This is a genomic window from Streptomyces sp. MK7 (assembly GCF_032658145.1).
Taxonomy (GTDB): Bacteria; Actinomycetota; Actinomycetes; order Streptomycetales; family Streptomycetaceae; genus Streptomyces; species Streptomyces spiralis.
The window spans coordinates 25,259-47,192 of sequence record NZ_JAVACL010000033.1; the positions used below are offsets into that span (position 1 = coordinate 25,259).

General features: G+C 72.4%; 28 protein-coding genes and 1 pseudogene. 19 read left to right on the top strand and 10 right to left on the bottom strand.

The features are described from left to right. The first annotated feature begins 82 nt into the window (after positions 1-82). Entirely contained in the window at positions 83-739 is a 657-nt protein-coding gene (locus R2S09_RS28720) for a chaplin (RefSeq protein WP_306187602.1), read from the top strand. Between the two features lie 235 nt (positions 740-974). On the opposite strand, the gene R2S09_RS28725 is transcribed toward R2S09_RS28720, so the two are convergent. Next, positions 975-1,493 (bottom strand): GNAT family N-acetyltransferase, encoded by a 519-nt coding sequence (locus tag R2S09_RS28725; RefSeq protein ID WP_306187600.1) that lies wholly within the window; start codon positions 1,491-1,493, stop codon positions 975-977. 155 nt (positions 1,494-1,648) lie between these two features. Between R2S09_RS28725 and R2S09_RS28730 the strand changes: the two genes are divergently transcribed. Continuing rightward, on the top strand, positions 1,649-2,503 hold the full coding sequence (locus R2S09_RS28730) for a GNAT family N-acetyltransferase (protein WP_316744187.1): 855 nt from the start codon (positions 1,649-1,651) through the stop codon (positions 2,501-2,503). A 386-nt stretch (positions 2,504-2,889) separates the two neighbouring features. Next, positions 2,890-3,240: pseudogene (locus tag R2S09_RS28735) on the top strand (epimerase); the annotation flags it as partial. 45 nt (positions 3,241-3,285) lie between these two features. On the opposite strand, the gene R2S09_RS28740 reads toward R2S09_RS28735, so the two are convergent. Beyond that, positions 3,286-3,552 (bottom strand): GlsB/YeaQ/YmgE family stress response membrane protein, encoded by a 267-nt coding sequence (locus tag R2S09_RS28740; protein ID WP_306187597.1) that lies wholly within the window; start codon positions 3,550-3,552, stop codon positions 3,286-3,288. A 260-nt stretch (positions 3,553-3,812) separates the two neighbouring features. On the opposite strand from R2S09_RS28740, the gene R2S09_RS28745 reads away from it, so the two are divergent. The 7 genes from R2S09_RS28745 (at position 3,813) to R2S09_RS28770 (ending at position 8,619) form a co-directional block, all read left to right on the top strand. Then, positions 3,813-5,264 carry a hydrolase gene (locus tag R2S09_RS28745; protein WP_316744188.1) on the top strand — a complete coding sequence of 484 codons (1,452 nt, stop codon included), beginning with the start codon at positions 3,813-3,815 and terminating at the stop codon, positions 5,262-5,264. A gap of 138 nt (positions 5,265-5,402) precedes the next feature. Continuing rightward, positions 5,403-6,191, top strand: coding sequence for a metalloregulator ArsR/SmtB family transcription factor (locus R2S09_RS28750; protein WP_316744190.1), 789 nt, complete (start codon positions 5,403-5,405; stop codon positions 6,189-6,191). Positions 6,192-6,341: 150 nt separating this feature from the next. After that, positions 6,342-6,416 carry a putative leader peptide gene (locus R2S09_RS40655; RefSeq protein WP_362040793.1) on the top strand — a complete coding sequence of 25 codons (75 nt, stop codon included), beginning with the start codon at positions 6,342-6,344 and terminating at the stop codon, positions 6,414-6,416. 61 nt (positions 6,417-6,477) lie between these two features. Then, entirely contained in the window at positions 6,478-7,032 is a 555-nt protein-coding gene (gene ssuE, locus R2S09_RS28755; protein ID WP_316744192.1) for an NADPH-dependent FMN reductase, read from the top strand. Positions 7,033-7,134: 102 nt separating this feature from the next. Further along, complete coding sequence (locus R2S09_RS28760; protein WP_306187592.1) at positions 7,135-7,494, top strand: YciI family protein; 360 nt, start codon at positions 7,135-7,137, stop codon at positions 7,492-7,494. Between the two features lie 100 nt (positions 7,495-7,594). Beyond that, positions 7,595-7,960, top strand: coding sequence for a helix-turn-helix transcriptional regulator (locus R2S09_RS28765; RefSeq protein ID WP_306187591.1), 366 nt, complete (start codon positions 7,595-7,597; stop codon positions 7,958-7,960). Continuing rightward, positions 7,957-8,619, top strand: coding sequence for an SRPBCC family protein (locus tag R2S09_RS28770; protein ID WP_306187590.1), 663 nt, complete (start codon positions 7,957-7,959; stop codon positions 8,617-8,619). Before R2S09_RS28765 ends, R2S09_RS28770 begins: the two co-directional genes overlap by 4 nt. 117 nt (positions 8,620-8,736) lie before the next feature. Here R2S09_RS28770 and R2S09_RS28775 read toward each other — a convergent pair whose 3' ends face one another. Beyond that, positions 8,737-9,444 carry a dienelactone hydrolase family protein gene (locus tag R2S09_RS28775; RefSeq protein WP_306187588.1) on the bottom strand — a complete coding sequence of 236 codons (708 nt, stop codon included), beginning with the start codon at positions 9,442-9,444 and terminating at the stop codon, positions 8,737-8,739. 232 nt (positions 9,445-9,676) lie between these two features. Between R2S09_RS28775 and R2S09_RS28780 the strand changes: the two genes are divergently transcribed. The 4 genes from R2S09_RS28780 to R2S09_RS28795 all read left to right on the top strand — a co-directional run bounded on the left by R2S09_RS28780 (position 9,677) and on the right by R2S09_RS28795 (position 12,637). After that, complete coding sequence (locus R2S09_RS28780) at positions 9,677-10,048, top strand: BlaI/MecI/CopY family transcriptional regulator (RefSeq protein ID WP_306187586.1); 372 nt, start codon at positions 9,677-9,679, stop codon at positions 10,046-10,048. Continuing rightward, the gene (locus tag R2S09_RS28785) at positions 10,045-10,974 is read left to right on the top strand and encodes a M48 family metalloprotease (protein ID WP_306187584.1); all 930 of its coding nucleotides are present in this window, start codon (positions 10,045-10,047) and stop codon (positions 10,972-10,974) included. Before R2S09_RS28780 ends, R2S09_RS28785 begins: the two co-directional genes overlap by 4 nt. A gap of 153 nt (positions 10,975-11,127) precedes the next feature. Beyond that, the gene (locus R2S09_RS28790) at positions 11,128-11,520 is read left to right on the top strand and encodes a VOC family protein (protein WP_306187582.1); all 393 of its coding nucleotides are present in this window, start codon (positions 11,128-11,130) and stop codon (positions 11,518-11,520) included. Between the two features lie 46 nt (positions 11,521-11,566). Then, positions 11,567-12,637 carry an adenosine deaminase gene (locus R2S09_RS28795; protein ID WP_306187581.1) on the top strand — a complete coding sequence of 357 codons (1,071 nt, stop codon included), beginning with the start codon at positions 11,567-11,569 and terminating at the stop codon, positions 12,635-12,637. On the opposite strand, the gene R2S09_RS28800 is transcribed toward R2S09_RS28795, so the two are convergent. Next, the gene (locus R2S09_RS28800) at positions 12,619-13,134 is read right to left on the bottom strand and encodes a mycothiol transferase (RefSeq protein WP_306187580.1); all 516 of its coding nucleotides are present in this window, start codon (positions 13,132-13,134) and stop codon (positions 12,619-12,621) included. The genes R2S09_RS28795 and R2S09_RS28800 overlap by 19 nt on opposite strands. 79 nt (positions 13,135-13,213) lie before the next feature. Beyond that, on the bottom strand, positions 13,214-14,155 hold the full coding sequence (locus R2S09_RS28805) for a LysR substrate-binding domain-containing protein (RefSeq protein ID WP_306187578.1): 942 nt from the start codon (positions 14,153-14,155) through the stop codon (positions 13,214-13,216). Between the two features lie 138 nt (positions 14,156-14,293). On the opposite strand from R2S09_RS28805, the gene mgrA reads away from it, so the two are divergent. Beyond that, positions 14,294-15,286: an L-glyceraldehyde 3-phosphate reductase gene (gene mgrA, locus R2S09_RS28810; protein ID WP_306187576.1), complete on the top strand. Its 993-nt coding sequence runs from the start codon at positions 14,294-14,296 to the stop codon at positions 15,284-15,286. A gap of 154 nt (positions 15,287-15,440) precedes the next feature. Here the strand turns inward: mgrA and R2S09_RS28815 are convergent, their stop codons facing one another. After that, complete coding sequence (locus R2S09_RS28815) at positions 15,441-15,827, bottom strand: nuclear transport factor 2 family protein (protein ID WP_306187574.1); 387 nt, start codon at positions 15,825-15,827, stop codon at positions 15,441-15,443. A gap of 374 nt (positions 15,828-16,201) precedes the next feature. Between R2S09_RS28815 and R2S09_RS28820 the strand changes: the two genes are divergently transcribed. Further along, positions 16,202-16,612, top strand: coding sequence for a hypothetical protein (locus R2S09_RS28820; RefSeq protein ID WP_306187572.1), 411 nt, complete (start codon positions 16,202-16,204; stop codon positions 16,610-16,612). Here the strand turns inward: R2S09_RS28820 and R2S09_RS28825 are convergent, their stop codons facing one another. Then, the gene (locus R2S09_RS28825; protein ID WP_399144894.1) at positions 16,613-17,995 is read right to left on the bottom strand and encodes a streptophobe family protein; all 1,383 of its coding nucleotides are present in this window, start codon (positions 17,993-17,995) and stop codon (positions 16,613-16,615) included. A 167-nt stretch (positions 17,996-18,162) separates the two neighbouring features. On the opposite strand from R2S09_RS28825, the gene R2S09_RS28830 reads away from it, so the two are divergent. Beyond that, positions 18,163-18,618, top strand: a complete 456-nt coding sequence (locus R2S09_RS28830) for an ATP-binding protein (protein ID WP_306187569.1) — start codon at positions 18,163-18,165, stop codon at positions 18,616-18,618. A gap of 16 nt (positions 18,619-18,634) precedes the next feature. On the opposite strand, the gene R2S09_RS28835 is transcribed toward R2S09_RS28830, so the two are convergent. Continuing rightward, positions 18,635-19,513, bottom strand: a complete 879-nt coding sequence (locus tag R2S09_RS28835; RefSeq protein ID WP_316744199.1) for an RNA polymerase sigma factor SigF — start codon at positions 19,511-19,513, stop codon at positions 18,635-18,637. A 166-nt stretch (positions 19,514-19,679) separates the two neighbouring features. Between R2S09_RS28835 and R2S09_RS28840 the strand changes: the two genes are divergently transcribed. Together R2S09_RS28840 and R2S09_RS28845 are read left to right on the top strand one after the other, a co-directional pair. Continuing rightward, entirely contained in the window at positions 19,680-20,075 is a 396-nt protein-coding gene (locus R2S09_RS28840; protein ID WP_306187566.1) for a RodZ family helix-turn-helix domain-containing protein, read from the top strand. A 201-nt stretch (positions 20,076-20,276) separates the two neighbouring features. Beyond that, on the top strand, positions 20,277-20,627 hold the full coding sequence (locus R2S09_RS28845; RefSeq protein ID WP_316744200.1) for a hypothetical protein: 351 nt from the start codon (positions 20,277-20,279) through the stop codon (positions 20,625-20,627). Positions 20,628-20,675: 48 nt separating this feature from the next. Here the strand turns inward: R2S09_RS28845 and R2S09_RS28850 are convergent, their stop codons facing one another. Beyond that, positions 20,676-21,281, bottom strand: coding sequence for an ATP-dependent Clp protease proteolytic subunit (locus tag R2S09_RS28850; protein ID WP_316744202.1), 606 nt, complete (start codon positions 21,279-21,281; stop codon positions 20,676-20,678). Between the two features lies 1 nt (position 21,282). Continuing rightward, positions 21,283-21,924, bottom strand: coding sequence for a ClpP family protease (locus R2S09_RS28855; RefSeq protein ID WP_306187564.1), 642 nt, complete (start codon positions 21,922-21,924; stop codon positions 21,283-21,285). Positions 21,925-21,934 lie beyond the last annotated feature (10 nt).

Here is a 21,934-nt window from a genome sequence, read left to right on the forward strand (position 1 = left end):
GAGCCATAACTCGGATCGTTCACCGGCGTTTTACCGCGTGCGGGCGAGTGCCCGCGATCCATGTCTGGAAGGCACAGGACCTATGAAACGGGTTACCCGAAACGGTGTGATCGCCGTCGCCGCCTCCGGCGCGATGGCGATGACAGTGCCGGTGTCCGCCGCGTTCGCGGCGGACGGCGGCGCCACGGCGGACGGCGCCGCGGTCGGCTCGCCCGGGTTGATCTCAGGCAACACCATTCAGCTCCCGGTGCACATCCCGGTGAACGTGTGCGGCAACACGGTGAGCGTGGTGGGACTCCTCAACCCCGCGGTGGGCAACCGCTGCGCCAACGCGTCCGCCGGGAGGGATCGGACGCCCTCCGGCGGCGGAGCCGAGGCACAGGCCGGCGGAAAGGATTCGCCGGGCGTGATCTCCGGCAACAGCATCCAGCTTCCCGTGCACGTCCCGGCCAACGTCAGCGGCAACACCGTGAACGTGGCCGGCGTCGGCAATCCGTCGGCCGGCAACACGTCCATGAACGGCGACCGCCCCGACAATCCCGCACCCCAGCCGGTCACACCGCCCGCGCGCTCCACGCCGCCGAAGCCGCTGCCGCAGCCCGTGACCACCCCTCCGACGCAGGCGTCGCTCGCCCACACCGGCACCGACCAGACCCTGCCCGCCGTCGCCGCGAGCGCGGCGCTGCTGCTCGGCGGAGCCGTCCTCTACCGGCGCCACCGCCCCCGGACGCTCCGCTGAGGCGTCCTCGCCCGCGCTACGACACGGGGAGGGCCCCGCCCGCGGAACGCACCGGTGGGGCCCTCCCCCCCGGCGGAACGCCGGTGCCTCGCCGTCCACGGGGAGGGGGCGGGGGCGGGGGCAGCGGCCGTCCCGCGTCATCCTCGCGGCGGTGTGCCGCCGTCACCCTCCACGCGGCGCCCGCGGGCCGCTCGGTGAGCGGCGGGGCCTCGGTCCGGTTCGCCGTGCGCGCCTCTCAGTCCACGTCGCCGCGCAGGATGCTGTACCGCACCCCGTCGCGCCAGCGGCCGTCCCGGAAGGAGACGCTGCGCAGGACGCCCTCCCTGGTGAACCCCGCCTTCTCCAGGGCGCGCTGCTCCGCGAGGTTCTCGGCCTCGGTGTCCGCCTCGATCCGCATCACGGTGCTGTGCGCGAAGAGGTACCGCACCAACTGCCGCTGCGCCTCGGTCCCGGCACCCTTCCCGCGGGCCTGGGGCAGCAGCACGATGCCCATGTTCCAGTAGTACGAGGCCGGCGCCGGGACGATCCTGCGCCAGGCGACGACCCCCAGCCGCTCCGGTCCGCGCACCACCATCAGGTGCCCCGTGTCCTCGGCGAGCAGACCGTTCTCCGCCCATTGCCGGCGCCAGCGGCCCGGATCCCGCCACCCGTACCACTGGAAGGGCGACGCGGCCTCGGGATCGTGGAGGAAGCGCTCCAGGACGGGCAGGTCCGCCTCGTCCACCGGGCGGAGGCTGATGTCGGCCGAGTTCATGACCGGCCACCCTAAAGGGCCCCACCGCCATGCGGAAGCGGCCGGTCGGCCGTCACCGTACGGCTTGATCCCGCCGTGGCGCGCCCACCCGCGATCCGGAAGGATGCTGCGCGCACGCCCCACGGAAGCACTCACGGACATGCGGGAGCACATCCATGGCCTTTGCCGCCCACCAGGACCTCGTCGTCACCCGGGCCACCCTCGAGGACTGGCCGGTGATCAGAGGGTGGGCGGCGGACGAGGGCTGGAACCCGGGGCTGTCCGACGGGCCGGCCTTCTTCGCCCAGGACCCGGACGGCTTCTTCCTGGGCCGGATCGACGGCGAGCCCGTCTCCGCGATCTCGGTGGTGAACCACGGCCCCGACTACGCCTTCCTGGGCTGCTATCTGGTCCGCCCCGACCTGCGCGGCCGCGGCCACGGCCTGACCACATGGAAGACCGCCCTCGCCCACGCGGGAGACCGTACGATCGGCCTGGACGGCGTCGTCGCCCAGCAGGACAACTACCGGCAGTCGGGCTTCCAGGCCGCTCACCGCACCATCCGGTTCACCGGCCCGGCACCCGCCGCCCGGCCTCCGGCCGACGTCCGGCCGGTGGGCCCCGCCGATCTGGCGGAGGTCACCGCCTACGACGCCGCCTGCCATCCGGCGGAGCGGCCGCGTTTCGTCGCCCACTGGCTGACGACGCCGGGACACCGCGCCCTGGTCCGCCGCGCAGGCGACCGCGTCACCGGCTACGGCGTGCTCCGCCCGGCCCACGACAGCCTGCGCATCGGCCCGCTGTTCGCCGACACCCCCGAGGGCGCACGGGCCCTGTTCGCCGCGCTGACCGCCGACGCCGAGGGCCGCGAGGTGGCCGTGGACGTGCCCGAGACCAACGCGGCGGGCATCGCCCTGGCCGAGGAGGCCGGTCTCGCGCCGTCCTTCGAGACCGCGCGCATGTACACGGGACCGGTACGGCCGTACGCACGCGCGCGGGTCTACGGGGTCACCACCCTGGAACTGGGCTGATCGCACAGCCCACCGACCAGGCACCCCTAGGTCCTGTCGTCACATTCCCGTCGTCCGCCCGCAGGGCGGCCTCGCGGCGTCAGGTGCGTGCTCTGGGGGTCCCCCCGGCCGAAGGTCGGGGGAGTGCCGGGCCCTGACCCTCGTACTGGATGTACTCGCGTCTGGGCCCGGTGCGGCGAGTGGGGGCACCTCCCACGCCGTCAAGGCAGTGGCGGAGCGTGCATGGCGTCGCGAGGCAGGCGGGAATTTGACGACAGGGCCCAGGGCGCGCACCCGCCCGCCCCGGATCGGACAGGCTCGCGCTCAGCCGCGAGCCGTCGCCGCGCCCAGGGCGAACGCGTCCGCCGGCATGTCGACCTGCGCGGCGAGCAGCGTGGTCGCCCTCTATCGGTGATGTGGCCGCCGGCCTCGCCACGCTCGGCGAACGCCCGGACGGCGACGGGCGCGTGTGGCACCTGCCGACCGCGCCCGCCGTGAGCACGCGCGAGATCCACGCGTTGATCGAGCGGCGGGTCGGGCGGCCGCGGAACGTCGTGGTCCTGCCCGAGGCCCGCCCCTTCGGTCCGTTCGACGAGCGGTACATGGGCGAGTACGCCCAGATGTTCTACCAGCACACGGAGCCCCAGATCATGGACTCCTCCGCGTTCGCGCGGGCCTTCGGCGCGGCCCCGACCCCGCTCACCGGCACGATCGGCACCACCCTGGCCTGGTACGGCCGGTGGCTCGCGAACCGCTGACGGTCGCGGTGAGCGGTGGGCGTGGCCGCGGGCCGGCGGCCCGCGTCAGCGGTGCGTCGTCTTCGCCCGGTCCAGCGCGGCGACGCCCACCGCGGCGAGCGCGATCTGGATGAGCCACTCGATCCAGTCGACCCCCTTGGTGTCGGCCACCCCGAGCGCGCCCGCGATCGCGGCACCGGCCAGTGCGGCCACGATGCCGATGAGGATCGTCCAGAGAATCCCGATGTGCTGACGGCCGGGGACGACGAGCCGTCCCAGGACGCCGATGACGATGCCGATGACGATGGCACTGATGATGCCGCTGATCTCCATCTTCGCCCCTCTGTTCCGTTCCCCTGTCGTCCCCCGTCGTCGTCGCCCCGTTGTCGCCCCCGTCGTTGTCCTCGCGCCCATCGAATGCCCCCGGTGACCGGATGCACTCCTTACGGTTGTCGCCCGCGACCTTCTGTTCACCGTCCGGTCATGCCATGTACCTTTCAAGCGTAGTGACGCGTATAGAACGCTCGGATCCGCTCTACGCGCGCAGACTCGGCGCCCGCACCGCCCCTTCACCCCACTCGGAGGTTCGCCGGATGCCCGGATCCAGAAGATTCCGCAGACTCCGCCGCAGGCTCACCACCGGACTGGCCGGCCTCGGACTGCTCGTCGCCCCGGCGGCCCTGCAGCTCTCCACCAGCGCCACTCCCGCCCACGCGGCCACCACCCACCGCGTGCTGTTCGACAACGCCCACGCCGAGACGGCCGGCAACGCCGACTGGATCATCTCCACCAGCCAGCCCGACCCGCTCGGCCAGGACTCCTCCCCGTCCGCCGAGACGGACTGGACCGGCGCCCTGTCCTCCTGGGGCGTGGCCCTGCAGAAGACCGGCGGTTACAGCCTCAAGACGCTCCCGTCCGGTTCGAGCCTCTCCTACGGCGGCTCGTCGTCGACGGACCTGTCCAACTTCGACACGCTGGTGCTGCCCGAACCGAACACGCTGTTCACCAGCGCCGAGAAGACGGCGATCATGAACTTCGTCAAGAACGGCGGCGGCCTGTTCGTGATCTCCGACCACACCGGCTCCGACCGCAACAGCGACGGCAAGGACTCGGTGCAGATCCTGAACGACCTGATGAGCAACAACGGCGTCGACTCCACCGACCCGTTCGGCTTCTCCATCGACTCGCTCAACATCACCTCCGGCAACCCGGCCGCGATCAGCGACTCCACCGACCCCGTGCTGCACGGGCCGTTCGGCACCGTCACCAAGAGCCTGATCGCCAACGGCACCACCGCCACCCTCAAGCCGTCCGACAACTCCTCCGTCAAGGGCCTGCTCTACCGCACCGGCTACTCCGGCAACACCGGAGCCTTCTTTGTCACCAGCACCTTCGGCAGCGGCCGCGTCGCGTACTGGGGCGACAGCTCGCCCATCGACGACGGCACCGGCCAGTCCGGCAACACCCTCTACGACGGCTGGAACGACTCCAGCGCCACCAACGCGGCCCTCGCCCTCAACGCCACCGCCTGGCTGGCCGGTTCGGGCACCGGCGGCGGTGGGACCGGCTCCTGCACCGCCGCCCAACTGCTCGGCAACAGCGGCTTCGAGTCCGGCAACACCGTCTGGAGCGCGAGCAGCGGCGTCATCACCAGCGACTCCGGTGAGGCGGCGCGCACCGGCTCGTACAAGGCCTGGCTGAACGGTTACGGTTCCGCCCACACCGACACCCTCGCGCAGACCGTCACCATCCCCTCCGGGTGCACGACGGCCGCGCTGGGCTTCTACCTCCATGTGGACACGGCCGAGACGACCACCACCACGGCCTACGACACGCTCAAGGTGCAGGTGGTCGACAGCGGCGGCACCGTGCTCGCGACCCTCGCCACGTACTCCAACCTCAACGCCCAGAGCGGCTACATCCGGCACGGCTTCAGCCTGGCCGGCTACGCGGGCCAGACCGTGACGATCAAGTTCACCGGCACCGAGGGCTCCGTCCTCCAGACGTCCTTCGTCGTCGACGACACGTCGCTCGACGTCTCCTGACGGCCGGGGTGGTGGGCGCGGATCGTGCCCACCACCCCATGCTCCACCCACCCACCGGCCCACCCCGGAGACGTCTCGCTTGACATGCAGGCAAGTGCCTGCATAACTGTGTGTATGCAAGGAAGCGGCGACCCGGGGATGGACAGGGTCTTCAAGGCACTCGCCGACGAGACCCGCAGACGGCTGCTGGACCGGCTGCGCGAGGACAACGGGCAGACGCTGGCCGAGCTGTGCGCGCGCATCGAGATGACGCGCCAGTCGGTGACCCAGCACCTGGCCGTCCTGGAGGCCGCCAACCTGGTGAGCACGGTGCGGCGGGGGCGGGAGAAGCTGCACTACCTGAACCCGGTCCCGCTGAACGACATGCAGGAGCGGTGGATCGGGAGATTCGAACGCCCGCGCCTGAACGCGCTCGGCGCCGTGAAGCGACGAGCCGAGGAAGCAGCCGAGGAAACCATGACCGACAAGCCGACCTACGTCTACGTCACCTACATCGAGAGCACGCCCGAGGCGGTGTGGGACGCCCTCACGGACGCCGACCTGACCGCCGCCTACTGGGGCCACAGCAACGTCTCGGACTGGAAGCAGGGCTCCCGCTGGGAGCACGTGCGCACCGACGGCTCCGGCATCGCCGACGTGGTCGGCACCGTCGTGGAGGCAGACCGTCCGATCCGCCTGGTGACCACCTGGGCCGCACCCGAGAACGCGGACCGTGAGGAGAGCCACTCGCGGGTCACCTTCGACATCCGGCCCCACGGCGACATCGTCCGGCTCACCGTCACCCACGAGAACCTCAGGGACGAGCAGGAGCTGGCCGACGCGTCCGGCGGCTGGCCGGCGGTCCTGTCCAACCTCAAGTCGCTGATGGAGACCGGCACCCCGCTCCCGCAGGAACCCTGGCTGATGTCCCGTCAGGACCGTGGCTGACGCCGGCCCTCCGGCCCGTCCGCCGCCGAGGTGCTCGTGTCCTCCCCGTGCCGCTCATGCCTGCGTGCACCGCACCGGTCCGCGACACGAGAACGGCCGGCTCTTCCTTGACGGCCGTCCTCGGCGGCTGACACGACCGGCGCCATGGCGATGCGACTGGACCTCACGCGGCGACGCCATGTCGACCTCGCCCGTGTCTCCAGCGCCTCCTGTTGCGCGGCTTGATCCTTCCTCCCGGTCCGCCGCCCGCTTGTGCCCGTCCCGCATTTCGCAGCAGAAGTCCCGCATGGCCGTCGTCCTGTCCGTCTCCGGCAGCCCGTCCGTCCCGTCGCGCACCAACCGCCTGCTGCGCCACCTCGACCGGCGCCTCCTCGCGCAGGGCCACGAGGTGATACCGCCCGACGTCCGGACGATCCCCGCCGAGGCGCTGCTCGGCACGGAGTTCCCGCATCCGGCGATCGTCGAGGCCGCCGAGCTGTTCGCCCGTGCCGACGGCGTCGTCGTCGGCACCCCCGTTTACAAGGCGTCGTACTCCGGTGTCCTCAGGGCGCTGCTCGACCTGCTGCCGCAGCACGCGCTCACCGGCAAGACGGTGCCGCCGCTCGCCACCGGCGGCTCCGCCGCCAACATCCCCGCCATCGACTGCGCCCTGCGTCCCGTGCTCAACGCCATGGGTGCGGCGCACATCGTGCAGGGCTGGTTCACCCTCGACAAGGACATCACCGTGCACGAGGACGGCTCGCTGTCGGTCGCGCCCGCCGCCACCGAGGCGCCGGCCGAGGCCGTCGACCGGTTCTGGGCGGTCCTGGGCGGCACGCCGCTGCCGGCCGCGGCGAGCTGAGCCGGGAAGAGGTTCTTCAGGCGTCCTCGGGCGAGGTGCCGATCCGGGCGTGTGCCGTTCGTGTAGGAGGGGGGACAACGGCACGACGCCAAGGAGGACGTCATGAAGTACTACCTGCTCAGCGTGATCCAGCCGAGCGAGGGCACGCCGCCCTCCGCCGAGGCGCTGGCGGACATCGTGGGCAGTCTGGAGCTCTTCCACCAGGAGCTGCGCGAGGCCGGGGCCTGGGTGTTCGCGGGCGGGCTGCACGGCCCGGAGTCCGCCACCGTGCTGCGTCCGAAGGGCGACGAGGTGCTGGCCGCCGACGGGCCCTTCACCGACGGCAAGGAGTACCTGGGCGGCGTGTGTGTGATCAAGGCGCCCGACCTGGACGCCGCCCTGGACTGGGGGCGGAAGGCGAGCCGGGCCACCGCCCTGCCGATCGAGGTGCGCCCCTTCCTGCACCCGGCCGACGAGCGATGACCGGCGCCAGGGCCTCGAGACCGCCGTCCGTGCCGAGCGCGACGTGGACGGCTGAGCGTCACCCGTGGCTTATATAAGTGCCCAGTGATACATTGCCCGTATGCACGCCTTCGATGTGCTCGGAGACCCCGTGCGCCGCCGGATCCTGGAGCTGCTGGCCGAGGGAGAGATGGCCTCCGGCGCCGTCAGCGAGGTCATAAGGGAGGAGTTCGGGATCTCGCAGCCCGGGGTGTCGCAGCATCTGAAGGTGCTGCGGGAGAACGGGTTCGCGACCGTGCGCCCGGAAGGCACCCGGCGGCTGTACGCGGTGAACTCCGAGCCGTTGCGGGACATCGACGCCTGGCTCGACCGGTTCCGACGCTTCTGGGCGCCGCACCTGGACGCCCTGGCCACCGAACTGGCGCGCGGCAGGCGAGAGCGTCGCCTGAGCGGCGGCGCCGACGGACCTCCGAGGAGCACCTCATGACGGATGTGACGCACGAGATCAACGGTGTACGGCGGCAAGTGGGCCGGCGGAACCTCAAGGCCGGTGAGGCGCGAGTGGTGACGATCTCGCGGTCCTACGACGCCCCGCTCGAGGACGTGTGGAACGCCTGTACCGATCCCGAGCGCATCCCCCGCTGGTTCCTCCCGGTCTCGGGCGAGCTGCGGCTGGGCGGCCGCTACCAGTTGGAGGGCAATGCCGGTGGTGTGATCGAGCGCTGCGACCCGCCCAAGGGCTTCGCCGCGACCTGGGAGTTCGGTGGCGAGGTCAGCTGGATCGAGCTCCGCCTGACATCCGAGGAGCGCGGCACGCGCTTCGAGCTGGACCACATCTCCCACGTGGACGACACGAAGTGGGCGCAGTTCGGCCCCGGCGCCGTCGGTGTCGGCTGGGACATGACGCTCCGCGGACTCTCCCTGCACCTGGCGACCGGCGCTCCCCTGGACGCCCAGGAGTTCATGGCCTGGGCCGGCTCGGAGGAGGGCCGGCGCTTCATGACGGCGAGCAGTGAGGCCTGGCGTGCCGCGAACGTGGCGGGCGGCGAGGACGAGACGGCGGCGCGGGAAGCCGCGGACCGGACGACGGCGGCCTACACCGGAACGGGTGGGAACGCGGACCCGGGTGAGGACGACGCCGAGTAGGGGCCGACACGGAACTCGCAGCCCCGCCCGGCGTCGGCCTGCTGTCCTCGCGGCCGTCGGGCCTGCTGTGCCGCACCGGCAAGGACGCGACCCGTGGGGACGCGCCGCTGCCCGGGGTCAGCCCAGCTGCTCATGCAGGAACGCGACCGTGCTCCGCCAGGCGCGGTCGGCCGCGTCGGGGTCGTGGCTGGGACGGCGGTCGTTGAGGAAGGCGTGGCCCGCCGGGTACAGGCGCAGGTCCGGAGTGGTGCCGGACTGCCGCCGCAGTGTCTCGCGCAGCTCGTCGACCTGCTCCGGCGGGATGCTCCGGTCCCGTTCCCCGTAGTGGCCGAGGACGCGGGCCCGCAGCCCGGAGAAGTCGGGCAGCTCGCCCCGGATCACGCCGTAGAACGGCACTGCGGCGCTCACCCGCGGTTCGACCGCCGCCAGGTACAGCACGAAGCCGCCGCCCATGCAGAAGCCGACCGCGCCGACCGTGTCCGAGGTGACCTCGGGCAGCGACAGCAGATGGCCGACGGCGCCGGAGAGCAGTTCGACGCCGCGGGAGACCGGCAGGGCCTTCATCAGCCGCCGCGCCTCCTCGGAGTCGTGGGCCACGCTCCCGCCGTACAGGTCGGGGGCGAGGGCGACGAAGCCCTCGGCGGCGAGCCGGTCGGTGACCTCGGCGATGTGGTCGGTCAGCCCCCACCACTCCTGGATGACGAGGATCCCCGGCCCCCGGCCGGACGGGGGCAGTGAGAGATAGCCGCGGGCGGTGGCTCCCGCACTGGGGAAACTGACGTTCTGGCGGGCGGGGACCTCGGCGGGCTCGGGCTGCTCGGACACGGTGCTCAACTCCTGCGCGTTCGCTTCGGGTGCCGGGCCGGGCGGCACGGCGTCACGTGACGGAAGGCCGGAGGCCTTCCTTCCGGATCTCTACCGCGTCACCGAGCCCCCGCATAATGGGCATGCGGGCGCAGCCGAGAGCGGGTGACCGGCACCGTGCTGACCGCAGCTGACTACAATGGTGTAGACGGCTCACCGGACTGCGCGACGAAGACGGGGTGAGGAACGTCCCATGACCGACGCGAAGGACGAACGCAGGCCGGCCGGCGAGCTCGAATCGAGTGTCATGGCCGTCCTGTGGGCCGGCGACGCCCCCCTGACCCCGGGGCAGGTCCAGCTGAGCCTCGGGAGCGACCTGGCTCGCACCACGGTGACCACGATCCTGACCCGGCTGCACGACAAGGGCGTGGTCGGACGCCGCCGACAGGGCCGCGGCTACGCCTACTACCCCGTCCAGGACGCGCACGGACTGACCGCCCGCCGCATGCACTTCGAACTCGACCGCGACACCGACCGCGAGACCGTACTCGCCCGCTTCGTCGCCCAGCTCAGCCCCGACGACGAGCGCATCCTGCGCGATCTGCTCGAATCCGGTGAGCGATGACCGCCCTGCTGCTAGTGCCGCTGCTGCTGCCCCTCGCCGCACCCGTGCTGGCCCGGCGCACGCTCGACCGGCTGGCGCCCGTGGCCGCGCTGTGGGTGATCACCGTCTGCGCGCTGGTGCTCGCCTGCTGCTCGCTGGCCGCGCTGGGTGTCTTCGCCCTCACCGGTCTGCTCAAGCTGCCCGTCTTCGCCGCCCTGGGCGAGCTGGTGCACCCGCTGCCCACCGCTCCCGACCTGGTGGTCCTGCCGGCCGCCGCGGTCTCGGCGGCGGCGCTCGCCGTGTGCGCGTGCACGTTCGGGCGCGCCGCGCTCCGGGAGATCCGGGCCTTCCGTGGCGCCCGCACCGAGGCCGGCCGCAGGCCCGCAGCGGGCGATCTGTGCGTCGTCGACTCCCCGCACCCCGACGCGTACGCCCTGCCCGGCCGCCCGCACCGCATCGTCGTCACCACGGCGATGCTGCGCAGCCTCGACGCCGCCGAACGCGAAGCGCTGTTCGCCCACGAACGCGCCCACAACCGGGGCGGCCACCACTACTTCCTGGCCGCCGCCGGACTGGCCGCGCACTGCCATCCCGCGCTGCGTCCGGTGTGCGCCACCATCCGCCTCGCGGTCGAACGCGCGGCCGACGAGGCCGCCGCCGCGGCCGTCGGCGACCGCCGGCTGACCGCCCGTGCCATCGCCCGCGCCGCCCTGGCCGGCCAGCACGCCCGCTCGGCGCGCCCGGAGTTCGCCCCCGCCGTCACCTCCGGTCCGGTGCCGCACCGCGTGAAGGCCCTTCTCGCGGCCCCGCGGACCCCGCGCCGGGCCACGGCCTGGATCGCCGCGCTGCTGCTGGCCTGCACCACGGCCTCCTTCGCCGCCTCGGCGACCGGCATGCTCGACGTCCACCACCGGGTGGAGATCGCCCAGGGCGAAGAGGCCCGCTAGCTAGTTCTAGGCCCTGGGCCCAGGACCGACGGAGGTCCGCCCCCAGGACCGCGTCTCGCGCACCCCCGCCGCCGCGCGCCGCGGAGCGGACTGGCGCGCGCGGGGTTTTACGTATAACCTCACCCGTCAATCGCACGTCCCCGAAAGGCCCCGATGAGACGCATCGCCCTGGTCACCCTCGTCGTCGACGACTACGACGAGGCGGTCCGCTTCTACACCGAGGCCCTCGGCTTCCGCCTCGTGGAGGACACCCCGCGGCCGGACGGCTCCCGCTGGGTCGTCGTGGAGCCCGGGAGCGAAGCCGCCGGCACCGGTCTGCTGCTGGCCCGTGCCAAGGGCGAGGCCCAGCAGGCCCGCGTCGGCGAGCAGACCGGCGGGCGCGTCGGGTTCTTCCTGCACACCGACGACTTCGCCCGCGACCACGCCCGGATGACCGCCGCCGGCGTGACCTTCCTGGAGGAGCCGCGGCACGAGCCGTACGGGACCGTCGCCGTCTTCCAGGATCTGTACGGCAACCGCTGGGACCTGCTCCAGCCCGCCGGCTGACCCTTCTGCCGTTTCCTCGAACCGCCTGCCCAAGGAAAGACCCGCCATGACTGCTACGCGCGTAGATGCCGAAGCGATCCGCCGCCTCCCCAAGGCCGTGCTGCACGACCACCTCGACGGCGGGCTGCGCCCCGCCACCGTCGTCGAACTCGCGGACGCGGTCGGCCACATCCTGCCCACCACCGACCCCGACGAGCTCGCCGCCTGGTACTACGAGGCCGCCAACTCCGGTGACCTGGTCCGCTACATAGCGACCTTCGAGCACACCCTGGCCGTCATGCAGTCCCGCGAAGGCCTGCTGCGCACCGCCGAGGAGTACGTCCTCGACCTCGCCGCCGACGGTGTCGTCTACGCCGAGGTGCGCTACGCCCCCGAGTTGAACACGGCCGGCGGGCTGACCATGCGCGAGGTCGTGGAGACCGTGCAGGAGGGGCTCGCCGCCGGCATGGCCAAGGCGGCCGCCGCCGGGACCCCCGTGCGCGTGGGCACGCTGCTGTGCGGCATGCGCATGTTCGACCGGGTCCGCGAGGCCGCCGGCCTCGCCGTCGCCTACCGCGACGCCGGCGTCGTCGGCTTCGACATCGCCGGCGCCGAGGACGGCTTCCCGCCCGCCGACCACCTGGCCGCCTTCGAGCACCTGCGCCGCGAGAGCGTGCCGTTCACCATCCACGCCGGCGAGGCGTACGGCCTGCCCAGCATCCACCAGGCGCTCCAGGTGTGCGGTGCCCAGCGCATCGGCCACGGTGTGCGCATCACCGAGGACATCGTGGACGGCAAGCTCGGCCGCCTCGCGGGCTGGGTGCGCGACCGCCGTGTCGCCCTGGAGATGTGCCCGACCTCCAACCTCCAGACCGGGTGCGCCACCTCGATCGCGGAACACCCGATCACGGCCCTGAAGGACCTCGGCTTCCGTGTCACCCTCAACACCGACAACCGTCTGGTCTCCGGCACCACCATGACCCGCGAGATGTCGCTGCTGGTCGAGGAGGCGGGCTGGACGGTCGAGGACCTGCGCACCGTCACGGTCAACGCGGTCAAGAGCGCGTTCATCCCGTTCGACGAGCGCAGGGCCCTCATCGAGGACGTCGTCCTGCCCGGCTACGCGGCCGCGCTCTGAAGCAGTCCGCGCGCATAGGCGGCCTGTCCGACGTGCTGAAGATCGTCGGACAGGACGCTGACCAGGCGCACGCCGAGGGTGACCGGGGGGTCCCAGCCCTCGTCCACGACGCGTTCGAGGTCCTTGGCGGTCAGGCCGCGCAGGGCCTGGAGGGTCTGCTCGTGGACGGCGTCGTAGTACCCGGTCAGCAGGTCGGCGGACTCGACGCGCACCTTCGCGGCCTTCGCCGCCGTGTGCCCGTAACCGGTGTCGTGGCGCGGCAGGTCCAGGCCGCAACGCTTCTCCCAGCCCTGGGACAGCCACACCTGGTCGAGGCCGAAGGCGTCGGCGACATGGTCGTCCTGGACCCGGGTGAGATGCCAGACGAGCCAGGCGGGGGAGTTGGCGTCGGGAGCCGGACGGGCGTGCAGCTCGTCCGGCCCGAGACCGTCGAGAACGGCATGGACTTCTTCCTGGATACGGCCGAAGCCGTCGATGAGGATGTCCTTCGCATGCATGCGTCCACCATCGCGCATCGCACGCCGTGGCGCGCCCGGAATCCCGCCGGTCGCTCGGGGTGCCGGACCTCTCGATCCGTCAGGATCCGGCCCTGTCGGCCTCGGCTCCGTCAGCCCCGACGCTCTCGGCCTCGGCCCCGTCGGCCCGCGACTCCAGGAGTGTGACCAGGGCGCGGGCCGCCGGGCTGGTGGCCTGCGCGGGCGGCAGCAGGACGACGGTCTCGTACGGCCGTTCACCCGTGCCCTTGAACGGCAGCGCGGTGAGCGACGGACGCTTGTGCCGGAAATGCCGGGGAACAACCGCGATGCCCAGGTTCTCGTCGACCAGATCGAGCAGACCGTGCACGTCGTTGACCTCCAGCGCCACCGTGCGGTCCACGCCCGCCGCCGAGAAGGCCGCGTCGGTGACGCGGCGCGGACCCCAGTCCGGGTGGAAGTCGACGAAGACCTCACCGCTCACCTGTTCCGGGGTGAGCGGCGCGCCCGCCGTCGCGAACCGGTGGCCGGGATGGCACAGCACCGTCATCGGCTCACCGGTCAGAGCCACCGAACGCAGCTGGTCGGTGTCCGCCTGGGTCCGGTAGGTGAACGCCAGGTCGAGCCGGCCCGCCGCGACCCCCTCCGCGAGCGCTCCCGAGCCCGCCTGCCGCAGCCGGATCTCCACATCCGGATGCCGCCGCCGGAACGCGGCGAGCAGCCCCGCCACGTCCACCCCCGCGATGCACTGCTCGGTGCCCAGTGTCAGCGTGCCGCGCAGCACGCCCTGCACCGCGGCCACCGCCTCGTGCGCCGCCCGGACCTGCGCCAGGATCCGCTCCGCCTCGCCGAGCAGCGCCCGCCCGGCCTCGGTGAGCGTCACCCGGCGCGTGGTGCGCACGAACAGCGGGGCCCGCAACTCCCGCTCCAGCGCCCGGATCGACGCCGACAGACCGGACTGCGACACCATCAGCCGCTCCGCCGCCCGGGTGAAGTGCTGGTCCTCGGCGACCGCGACGAAGTGCTGGAGATGGCGCAGTTCCATGATTGAGAAGACTAGTCGCTCAATCCCATCGGATTCTCCTGTTGGACCGCTGCCCGCGGGCGGAGTGAGAGTAGGAGACCGAAAACACCTGAGCAGGACACCGGAAGCCTCGCCGTACCAACCCCTCATGGAGTCGCGTTGTACACCGCCCACCCCGACCGCTACGCCGACATGCCCTACCGGCGCACCGGACGCAGCGGCCTGAAGCTGCCCGCGCTGTCGCTCGGCCTGTGGCACAACTTCGGCCCGGACCGCCCGGTGGAGACCCAGCGGGCCATCCTGCGCCGCGCCTTCGACCTCGGCGTCACCCACTTCGACCTGGCCAACAACTACGGACCGCCGCCCGGCGCCGCCGAGTCCGCCCTCGGCGAGGCACTGCGGGCGGACTTCGCGCCGTACCGCGACGAGCTGGTGATCTCCACCAAGGCCGGCTATCTCATGTGGCCCGGCCCGTACGGCGAATGGGGCTCGCGCAAGTACCTGATGTCGTCGCTGGACCAGAGCCTGAAGCGCATGGGCCTGGAGTACGTCGACATCTTCTACTCGCACCGCCCCGACCCGGAGACTCCGCTGGAGGAGACGATGGGCGCGCTGCACTCGGCGGTCCAGCAGGGCAAGGCCCTGTACGTCGGCGTCTCCAACTACTCCGCGGAGCAGACCCGTGAGGCCGCCCGGATCCTCGGCGAACTGGGCACCCCGCTGCTGATCCACCAGCCGCGCTACTCGATGCTCGACCGCCGCCCCGAGGAGGAGGGCCTTCTCGCCGCGCTCGACGAGCTCCGGGTCGGGTCCATCGCCTACTCCCCGCTGGAGCAGGGCCTGCTCACCGCCCGCTACCTCGACGGCATCCCCGAGGACTCCCGGGCGGCGAGCGACAGCCCCTTCCTCACCTCCGAGGCGGTGACCGGGGAGCTGGTGGGCCGGCTGCGCGCCCTGGACGAGATCGCCAAGTCCCGGGGGCAGTCGCTGGCACAGCTGGCTCTGGCCTGGGTGCTGCGCGGCGGACGGGTGACCTCCGCCCTCGTCGGCGCGAGCAGCCCGCAGCAGCTGGAGGACAGCGTCGCCGCGATCCGCAACCTGGACTTCGACGCGGAGGAACTGGCCCGCATCGACGCGGTCGTCAGGCCGTGAGGTCGTGAGCTCGTCAGGCCGTGAGTACGTGAGCTCGTGAGGCCGTGAGCTCGTCAGGCCGTAGGCGCCGCATCCGTGAGGCGGCCGCCCACCGTTGCACCGGTGGGCGGCCGCCTCGCCGTTTCGCCCGTCCCCTCGTGCGGGCGGCACGTCCTCAGGCGCCGGCCGGCACCCGGTCCAGGAAGCCGAGCACGGTACGGATGCGGTCCTCGCCGTCCAGGGTGATCACGTCGAAACCGGCGACCGGGGCGGAGCCTCCCCCGGCCTCGCTCACCAGCTCCCAGGCGAAGCGGGCGGTGTCGTGGTGGCCGTCCACCGTGCCGGTGAGCCGGAAGACGAAACCGGGGAACTGCTGCTGTGCCGCGGTGATCAGGCCCGTGATCTGCTCGTGGCCGCTGACGTCGGCGAGCGGGTCGGTGTAGCTGCCGTCGGGGGCCCAGGCGGCCGCCACCGCCTTGCCGAGGGCCTCCGCACCCCTCGCGTTCCAGGCCTCCAGGTAGCGGGCGGCGGCGCTCTCGTAACGGTCGGTCTGCGCGGACATGGGGAATCAGCCTCCATCGAGGGCGTCGGTACGGGGTACTGGTCGGGACCCGGATCTCCGTGGTCGGCGACCCGATGCGACAACCATGCCCGGGGCGCGGGGAGGGCGCGATTACCGCCGGGGTAATGGTCCGCGTACCGCCGCGTGACGGTCCGCGTACCGGCCGGGTGGCGGCCCGCCCGCCGCCGGGCGTGACGGTCCGCGCCGTTTCGGCCACAGCGCGCGATGAATATGCCAGGAGACTGGCCGGAAAGTCATGGTGACTGTGTTTCAGGAGTGAACATACTCGAAGGCCAGGGACGCATCACCGCACAGGAGCCGCATCGGGGAACGAGGCACGACCAGCAGGCGGACGCCGCCACGGGGGAGGAGCTGTGCACGACGAATTCCTGTGCCATGTCACCGCGTACGGCGTGTGCGACGGCCGTCGTATCGGCGTACCGCTCGGCACCTACCGGGCACCCACCCTGGCCCTGGCCCTGTGGTGGCTGCGCGACCGCGCCTCCTGGATCGCCGACCGGCTCGACCCCGGCCCCGAGACCCCGTACGTGCCTTCGGGCGCGCTCGTCCCGGTGCCGGAGGACGTGCCCGACGTGCCCGGCGTTCTACGGGCCTGGTGCGCCGACCCGGTCCGCCAGGAACTGGTGGCCGAGGAGCTGGCCGGCGGACGGCTGGTGCGGATCGCGGCGGGTGACGACACCACCGAGTACGAACTCCTCGCGGAGTCCGTGGACGCCCTCCGCATGCAGCGAACCATCCCGGCACTGGTCCTGCCGATGGCCTGACTACACGTGGGGTGCGCCGCTGTGGTCGGCGGGGCCCGGAGGCGGTGGGGCGGGCAGGCCCTCGGCGGGGCGGGGCACGGGGCGGGTCGGGAGGGCGCCCAGAAAGCCGGTGACCAGCCCCCACAGCGCGGCGAGGCCGAGGGCGTCCCACAGCCGGGGCCGCAGCAGCAGCTCCCCGCTCAGGCCGCCGCCCACGTCCCCGAGGCCGAGCAGCGACAGCCCGTAGTGGGCGGAGATCCGGCCCGCGAGGCAGACCGTCAGCACCGTCAGCACCAGGCCGGCCGCCATCCGCAGCGCGTGCTGCCACGGACGCACCGGGGCAGGGGTACGGGCCGCCGCGAGACAGGCGGCGCCGAACACCAGCACCGCGTCGACGACGACCAGCCACCACACCCGGCCGTCGTGTTCGGCCAGCGAAGCCAGGTCGAGTGTGGACACGTCCGGGGTGCGCAGCACCTCGTCGAGCAGATGCGGTACCGGCAGTCCGAAGGGGCCGTCCACCCGGCCGTTCCAGGCGGCACCCAGGCCGATCGTGAAGGCGAGCCAGGTCAGGTTCGGCAGCCCGAGCAGGATCAGCGCGAAGGTCTGCGCCGGGTGCCCGCGCGTCCCCGCCGTCACCAGCGCGACGACCAGCCCCACGGCCACGCACGCGAGCAGCAGGGCGACCATGGCGTACGCCACCGGACGGGCCGACGCGCGAAGCCGCGCCGCCCGCGCCGGCAGCGGGACCTCGCGGGCCACGAGCAGCGCGAGCGCCAACACGCCCAGCAGCCACAGCAACCCGAAGCCGACGGTCAGCGGCACGTGGGTGGTGAAGCCGACCTCGGGCTCCGCACCGAAGAGTTCGCCGATGGCGCCGAGCACTCCGTTGCCGAGGTCGATGGCGAAGGTCTGGCGGGCGGCGAACGCCAGGCCGACCAGTGCCGCCGGCCAGAGAACGGCGATCCTGGCGGCCCACCAGGCCACCTCCCGCACCCGCACCGGGCCCCGCGAGCCTGCCGTGTCCCGCTCCCCTGACGCCTCCAGCGCCCCCCTCCTGCGTGGCTGCCGCAGCGGGCGGAGGAAGCCGGCGCCGACGACCAGCGCGCCGACGAGGGTGACCGACAGCGGCATCACCGTGACCCCGGCGTGCGTCTCGGCCAGTGTGCCCGCGTTGCCCGAGAGCTCCATGCTGCCCCCGACCGCCGTCACCACGGTCGCCGCGACGACCCGTGGGAAGGCGTTGTCGGGCAGGTCCGCGGCCCCGGCCGCCCACAGTCCCAGAGCGGCGACCACGCACATGGCGAGCAGCCCGGCGAGCACCGTGGCGAGGGCCTGCGCCCAGCCGTGGCGGGAGCGGCCGTGACGGGCGGCCGGTGGAGCGGAGGGGCTCGGTGGGCTCACGCTGTCACGCTAAGCAGTACGGGGGCGGTACGCCCGTCGGGAGGTCCGTCCGCGACCCGCCTGCCCGCCCCGCACGGCGCCGCCCGGCGGGGACTGGCGGGCGGCGCCGTGGGTATCAGGACAGGTGCGGCAGCGTCCGGCCGGACGGGCCTCCGAGAGAGAAACGCATGATCGAGCAGTCGGACGGGGCAGTGACACCCACTGGATTCGACGTACCCGTGGAACCGCTTCGGCGGGCCACGCACTACACCGGTGAGCCCGGATGCATCGCCGACGCGCGTTCCTTCGCCGCGCACTTCCTCGACCAGCTCAGGACCGATTGGTGCGCCGTGATCGGCCGCCGCTCCGGAGAGGTCCTGCTCCTGGTGGTGAGCGAGCTGGTCACCAACGCCGACCGGCACAGCGACGGGCCGTACATCCTGGAGCTGGAGGGGACGGACGCCGCCGTGAGCGTGTGCGTCTACGACAGCAGCGCCGCTCTGCCGCTGCGCTTCCCCCGCGACCCCCGGCGGGTCGGCCGGCACGGCCTGGAGATCGTGCACGCGCTGGCGGCCGAGGTGAGCGCGGAACGCGTCCCGGTGGGCAAGCGGGTACGGGCCCTGGTCCGCCTCGGACCCGACTGAGCCCGCGCCGGACAGCTCAGCCGGGCTCGCCCAGCATGCCCTCCCGCAGTTGCGTGAGGATCCGCTTGATCAGCCGGGAGACGTGCATCTGCGAGCAGCCGAGCCGTTCGCCGATCTCCGCCTGGGTGGCCTCCTCGACGAACCGCAGATGGATGATCTGCCGGTCCCTCTCGCCGAGTTCGGCCACCAGCGGCGCCAGCGAGTGGAAGTCCTCGACGAGCCTGATCCCGTCCTCCTCCACGCCGAGGAAGTCGGCGAGCACCGCTTCGCCGTCCTCGGAACCGTCACCGGTGAGCGCCGCGTCCAGCGAGGCGGAGTGGTAGCCGTTGGACGCGATCTGGCCCTCGACCACCTCCTTCTCGGTGAGGTTCATCAGCGTCGCGAGCTCGGCGACGGTCGGCTCGCGGTCCAGGCGGCTGCACAGCTCCTCGCGCGCCTTGGCCAGCTCCACGCGCAGCTCCTGAAGCCGCCGCGGCACATGCACCGACCAGGTCGTGTCCCGGAAGAACCGCTTGATCTCGCCGACGATGTAGGGCAGCGCGAACGACGTGAACTCCACCTCGCGCGACAGCTCGAACCGGTCGATGGCCTTGATCAGGCCGATCATCCCGGTCTGGACGACGTCCTCCATGTCGTCGCCGCGGCCCCGGAACCGGCCGGCCGCGAAACGCACCAGCGACATGTTCATCTCGATGAGGGCGTTACGTGCGTACTGGTGTTCGTGCGTGCCCTCTTCGAGCTCGGCCAGGCGGCGGAAGAAGAGGCGGGACAGCTCGCGTGCGTCGCGGGGTGCGACGGACCGTGGATCCGGGACCGCCGGGAGGGGTGTGCCGTCCGTCCGGTTCTCCGGGGTCTCCTCGACCGCTGTCTCGGACCGGATCACGGCGGTGTCCATTGCCCCTCCCACGAAAAGTCACGGTTCGGTGAAGGCCGGGTACCCAGAGCGGCGCAACCCATGCCTCCCGCCCTTTCGCCCCTTTCCTTGCCTTCCGTGCCGGTGATTCACCCAGGGCGGAATGCCGTCCCCTTCCACCGACGTCCCTGACTCATAGTCTGAGGAGGTGAGCAACCAAGCGCCGAACCCAGCCCGCGTCATCCCGCTGCGCCCGCCGGCCGCGCGCCCGGCGAACACCCGCCGGACGGCGGCTCCTCGCGAGCCCCTGTGGCGCGACCTCGTCGGCGACGTGCTGCGCCGTGAGCGACTCGCCCAGGAGCGCACGCTCAAGGACGTCGCCGACGCGGCCCGCATCTCCATGCCGTACCTCTCGGAGATCGAGCGCGGCCGCAAGGAGGCCTCCTCGGAGGTGCTGGCGGCCGCGGCCCAGGCCCTCGGCCTCGGCCTGGCCGACCTGCTGTCACTGGCCCAGGGCGAACTGCTGCGCCTCGCCAGCCGCACCGCCACGCACAGCCGTCGAACGTCCACCTCCCGCATCGACGGCCTGTGCCTGGCCGCCTGACGACCTGGTGACCGGCGCCTGCCGGCCGTCCGTCAGCTGACGTATCGTCAGCTGACGGACGCGACAGCGCGTCCGCCGCGGGTGCGCGCCAGGAAGACCGTGCCCGTCCCGCCTTCGCCGAGCCTGCGCTCGACGGCGTGCCGGCTCCATCGAACCCGCCGTGGTCCGGCGCTGCCGCCGGAACGCGCACGTCTCCGCCTCGTGCACCGCCTCCTCGCCGCCGCGGCCACGCTCGGCACGGTCTGGGGAGCCGCCTCCGACCTCGCCCTCGGAGCGCGGTACTGCACACTCCGCCCCGCGGTCGCAGGATGCGACGTGATAGTCCGGGAGACGTCCTGGCTGACGATCGGCGGAGGCGAGGCCTACACCGTGGGCCGTACAGGTATCGCCTGGCGAACGTCGGGATCATGGACGGTCGACGACGGTTACCGGCCCGTCGCCGAAGGGAACTACCTGCTGGAGTGGGGCCACGCCGACGGCAGCCTCACCGTCGGCGGCACCGCCACCGACCCCGTCCTCGACGGCGGGGTCATCGGCATCGACTGCTCCTGAGCGTCAGCCGGCGAGGGCGGGGCGGGATGTGGCCGGCGGGGCCGTGTCTCAGGGCACCGGGGCCATGCGCCGGCTCAGCACCTCGTCGGCCAGGCCGTAGGCCACCGCCTCGTGGGCGGTGAAGACCTTGTCGCGGTCCATGTCGGCGCGCAGGGCCTCGGGGGCGTGTCCGGTGTGCCGGGACAGCACCTCCTCGACCTGGGAGCGGATCCGGACCATCTCCTTGGCCTGGAGCGTGAGATCGGAGACCGTGCCCTGCCGGCCACCGCTGGCCGGCTGCCCCAGCAGCACCCGCGCGTGCTCCAGCACGAACCTCCGCCCGGGGTCCCCGCCGGCCAGCAGCACCGCCGCCGTGGAGGCCGCCTGCCCCACGCAGAACGTGGAGATCGGCGACTGCACGAACGTCATCGCGTCGTAGATGGCCATGAGCGAAGTGAACGAGCCGCCCGGTGAGTTGAGGTAGAGCGAGATCTCGTGCTCCGGGTTCGCGGACTCCAGATGGAGGAGTTGCGCGATGACGACGTTGGCGACGCCGTCGTCGATCTCGGTGCCGAGAAAGATGATCCGCTCGTTCAGCAGCCGGCTGAACACGTCGTAGGACCGCTCGCCCTGCGCGGTCCGCTCGATCACGTACGGAACCGTGTACGACCCCATGTCACAGCCCCATCCGTCGGCGCGACGAGGCCGGGCGGACGTCGGCCAGCGACTCCACCACCCGGTCCACCATCCCGTACTCCCTGGCCTGCTCGGCGGTGAACCAGCGGTCCCGGTCGCCGTCCCGGGCGATCGTCTCCTCGCTCTGACCGGTGTGCTCGGCGGTGAGCCGCTCGATGGTCCGCTTGGTGTGCTCCAGGTTCTCCGCCTGGATCTCGATGTCGGCGGTGGTCCCGCCGATCCCGGCCGACGGCTGGTGCATCATGATCCGCGCGTGCGGCAGCGCGAACCGCTTGCCGCGGGCCCCCACGGTCAGCAGGAACTGGCCCATGCTCGCCGCGAATCCCATCGCCAGCGTCGAGACGTCGTTCGGGATGAGCCGCATGGTGTCGTAGATGGCCAGGCCCGCGGTGACGGAACCGCCGGGGCTGTTGATGTACAGGCTGATGTCGGTGCGCGGGTCCTCGGCCGACAGCAGCAGCAACTGCGCGCACACCCGGTTCGCCGACACCTCGTCGACCTGGGTGCCCAGGAACACGATCCGCTGGGCGAGCAGTTGGGCCGCCAGATGGTCGTCGAAGCGGCTGGGCGGTGTGTCGCCCTCCTCCGCGCGTGGCCGCGACGCGGTGGTCAGTGGAGTCATCGGGTCTCCT

Coding starts and splice junctions, on each gene's coding strand:
- R2S09_RS28765 (WP_306187591.1), top strand. CDS start 7,595: ATGCACGCCTTCGATGTGCTCGGAGACCCCGTGCGCCGCCGGATCCTG.
- R2S09_RS28795 (WP_306187581.1), top strand. CDS start 11,567: ATGACTGCTACGCGCGTAGATGCCGAAGCGATCCGCCGCCTCCCCAAG.
- R2S09_RS28805 (WP_306187578.1), bottom strand. CDS start 14,155: ATGGAACTGCGCCATCTCCAGCACTTCGTCGCGGTCGCCGAGGACCAG.
- ssuE (WP_316744192.1), top strand. CDS start 6,478: ATGGCCGTCGTCCTGTCCGTCTCCGGCAGCCCGTCCGTCCCGTCGCGC.
- R2S09_RS28740 (WP_306187597.1), bottom strand. CDS start 3,552: ATGGAGATCAGCGGCATCATCAGTGCCATCGTCATCGGCATCGTCATC.
- R2S09_RS28850 (WP_316744202.1), bottom strand. CDS start 21,281: ATGGGGTCGTACACGGTTCCGTACGTGATCGAGCGGACCGCGCAGGGC.
- R2S09_RS28745 (WP_316744188.1), top strand. CDS start 3,813: ATGCCCGGATCCAGAAGATTCCGCAGACTCCGCCGCAGGCTCACCACC.
- R2S09_RS28785 (WP_306187584.1), top strand. CDS start 10,045: ATGACCGCCCTGCTGCTAGTGCCGCTGCTGCTGCCCCTCGCCGCACCC.
- R2S09_RS28760 (WP_306187592.1), top strand. CDS start 7,135: ATGAAGTACTACCTGCTCAGCGTGATCCAGCCGAGCGAGGGCACGCCG.
- R2S09_RS28830 (WP_306187569.1), top strand. CDS start 18,163: ATGATCGAGCAGTCGGACGGGGCAGTGACACCCACTGGATTCGACGTA.
- R2S09_RS28835 (WP_316744199.1), bottom strand. CDS start 19,513: ATGGACACCGCCGTGATCCGGTCCGAGACAGCGGTCGAGGAGACCCCG.
- R2S09_RS28750 (WP_316744190.1), top strand. CDS start 5,403: ATGGACAGGGTCTTCAAGGCACTCGCCGACGAGACCCGCAGACGGCTG.
- R2S09_RS28720 (WP_306187602.1), top strand. CDS start 83: ATGAAACGGGTTACCCGAAACGGTGTGATCGCCGTCGCCGCCTCCGGC.
- R2S09_RS28730 (WP_316744187.1), top strand. CDS start 1,649: ATGGCCTTTGCCGCCCACCAGGACCTCGTCGTCACCCGGGCCACCCTC.
- R2S09_RS28725 (WP_306187600.1), bottom strand. CDS start 1,493: ATGAACTCGGCCGACATCAGCCTCCGCCCGGTGGACGAGGCGGACCTG.
- R2S09_RS28780 (WP_306187586.1), top strand. CDS start 9,677: ATGACCGACGCGAAGGACGAACGCAGGCCGGCCGGCGAGCTCGAATCG.
- R2S09_RS28815 (WP_306187574.1), bottom strand. CDS start 15,827: ATGTCCGCGCAGACCGACCGTTACGAGAGCGCCGCCGCCCGCTACCTG.
- R2S09_RS28790 (WP_306187582.1), top strand. CDS start 11,128: ATGAGACGCATCGCCCTGGTCACCCTCGTCGTCGACGACTACGACGAG.
- R2S09_RS28770 (WP_306187590.1), top strand. CDS start 7,957: ATGACGGATGTGACGCACGAGATCAACGGTGTACGGCGGCAAGTGGGC.
- R2S09_RS28800 (WP_306187580.1), bottom strand. CDS start 13,134: ATGCATGCGAAGGACATCCTCATCGACGGCTTCGGCCGTATCCAGGAA.
- R2S09_RS28855 (WP_306187564.1), bottom strand. CDS start 21,924: ATGACTCCACTGACCACCGCGTCGCGGCCACGCGCGGAGGAGGGCGAC.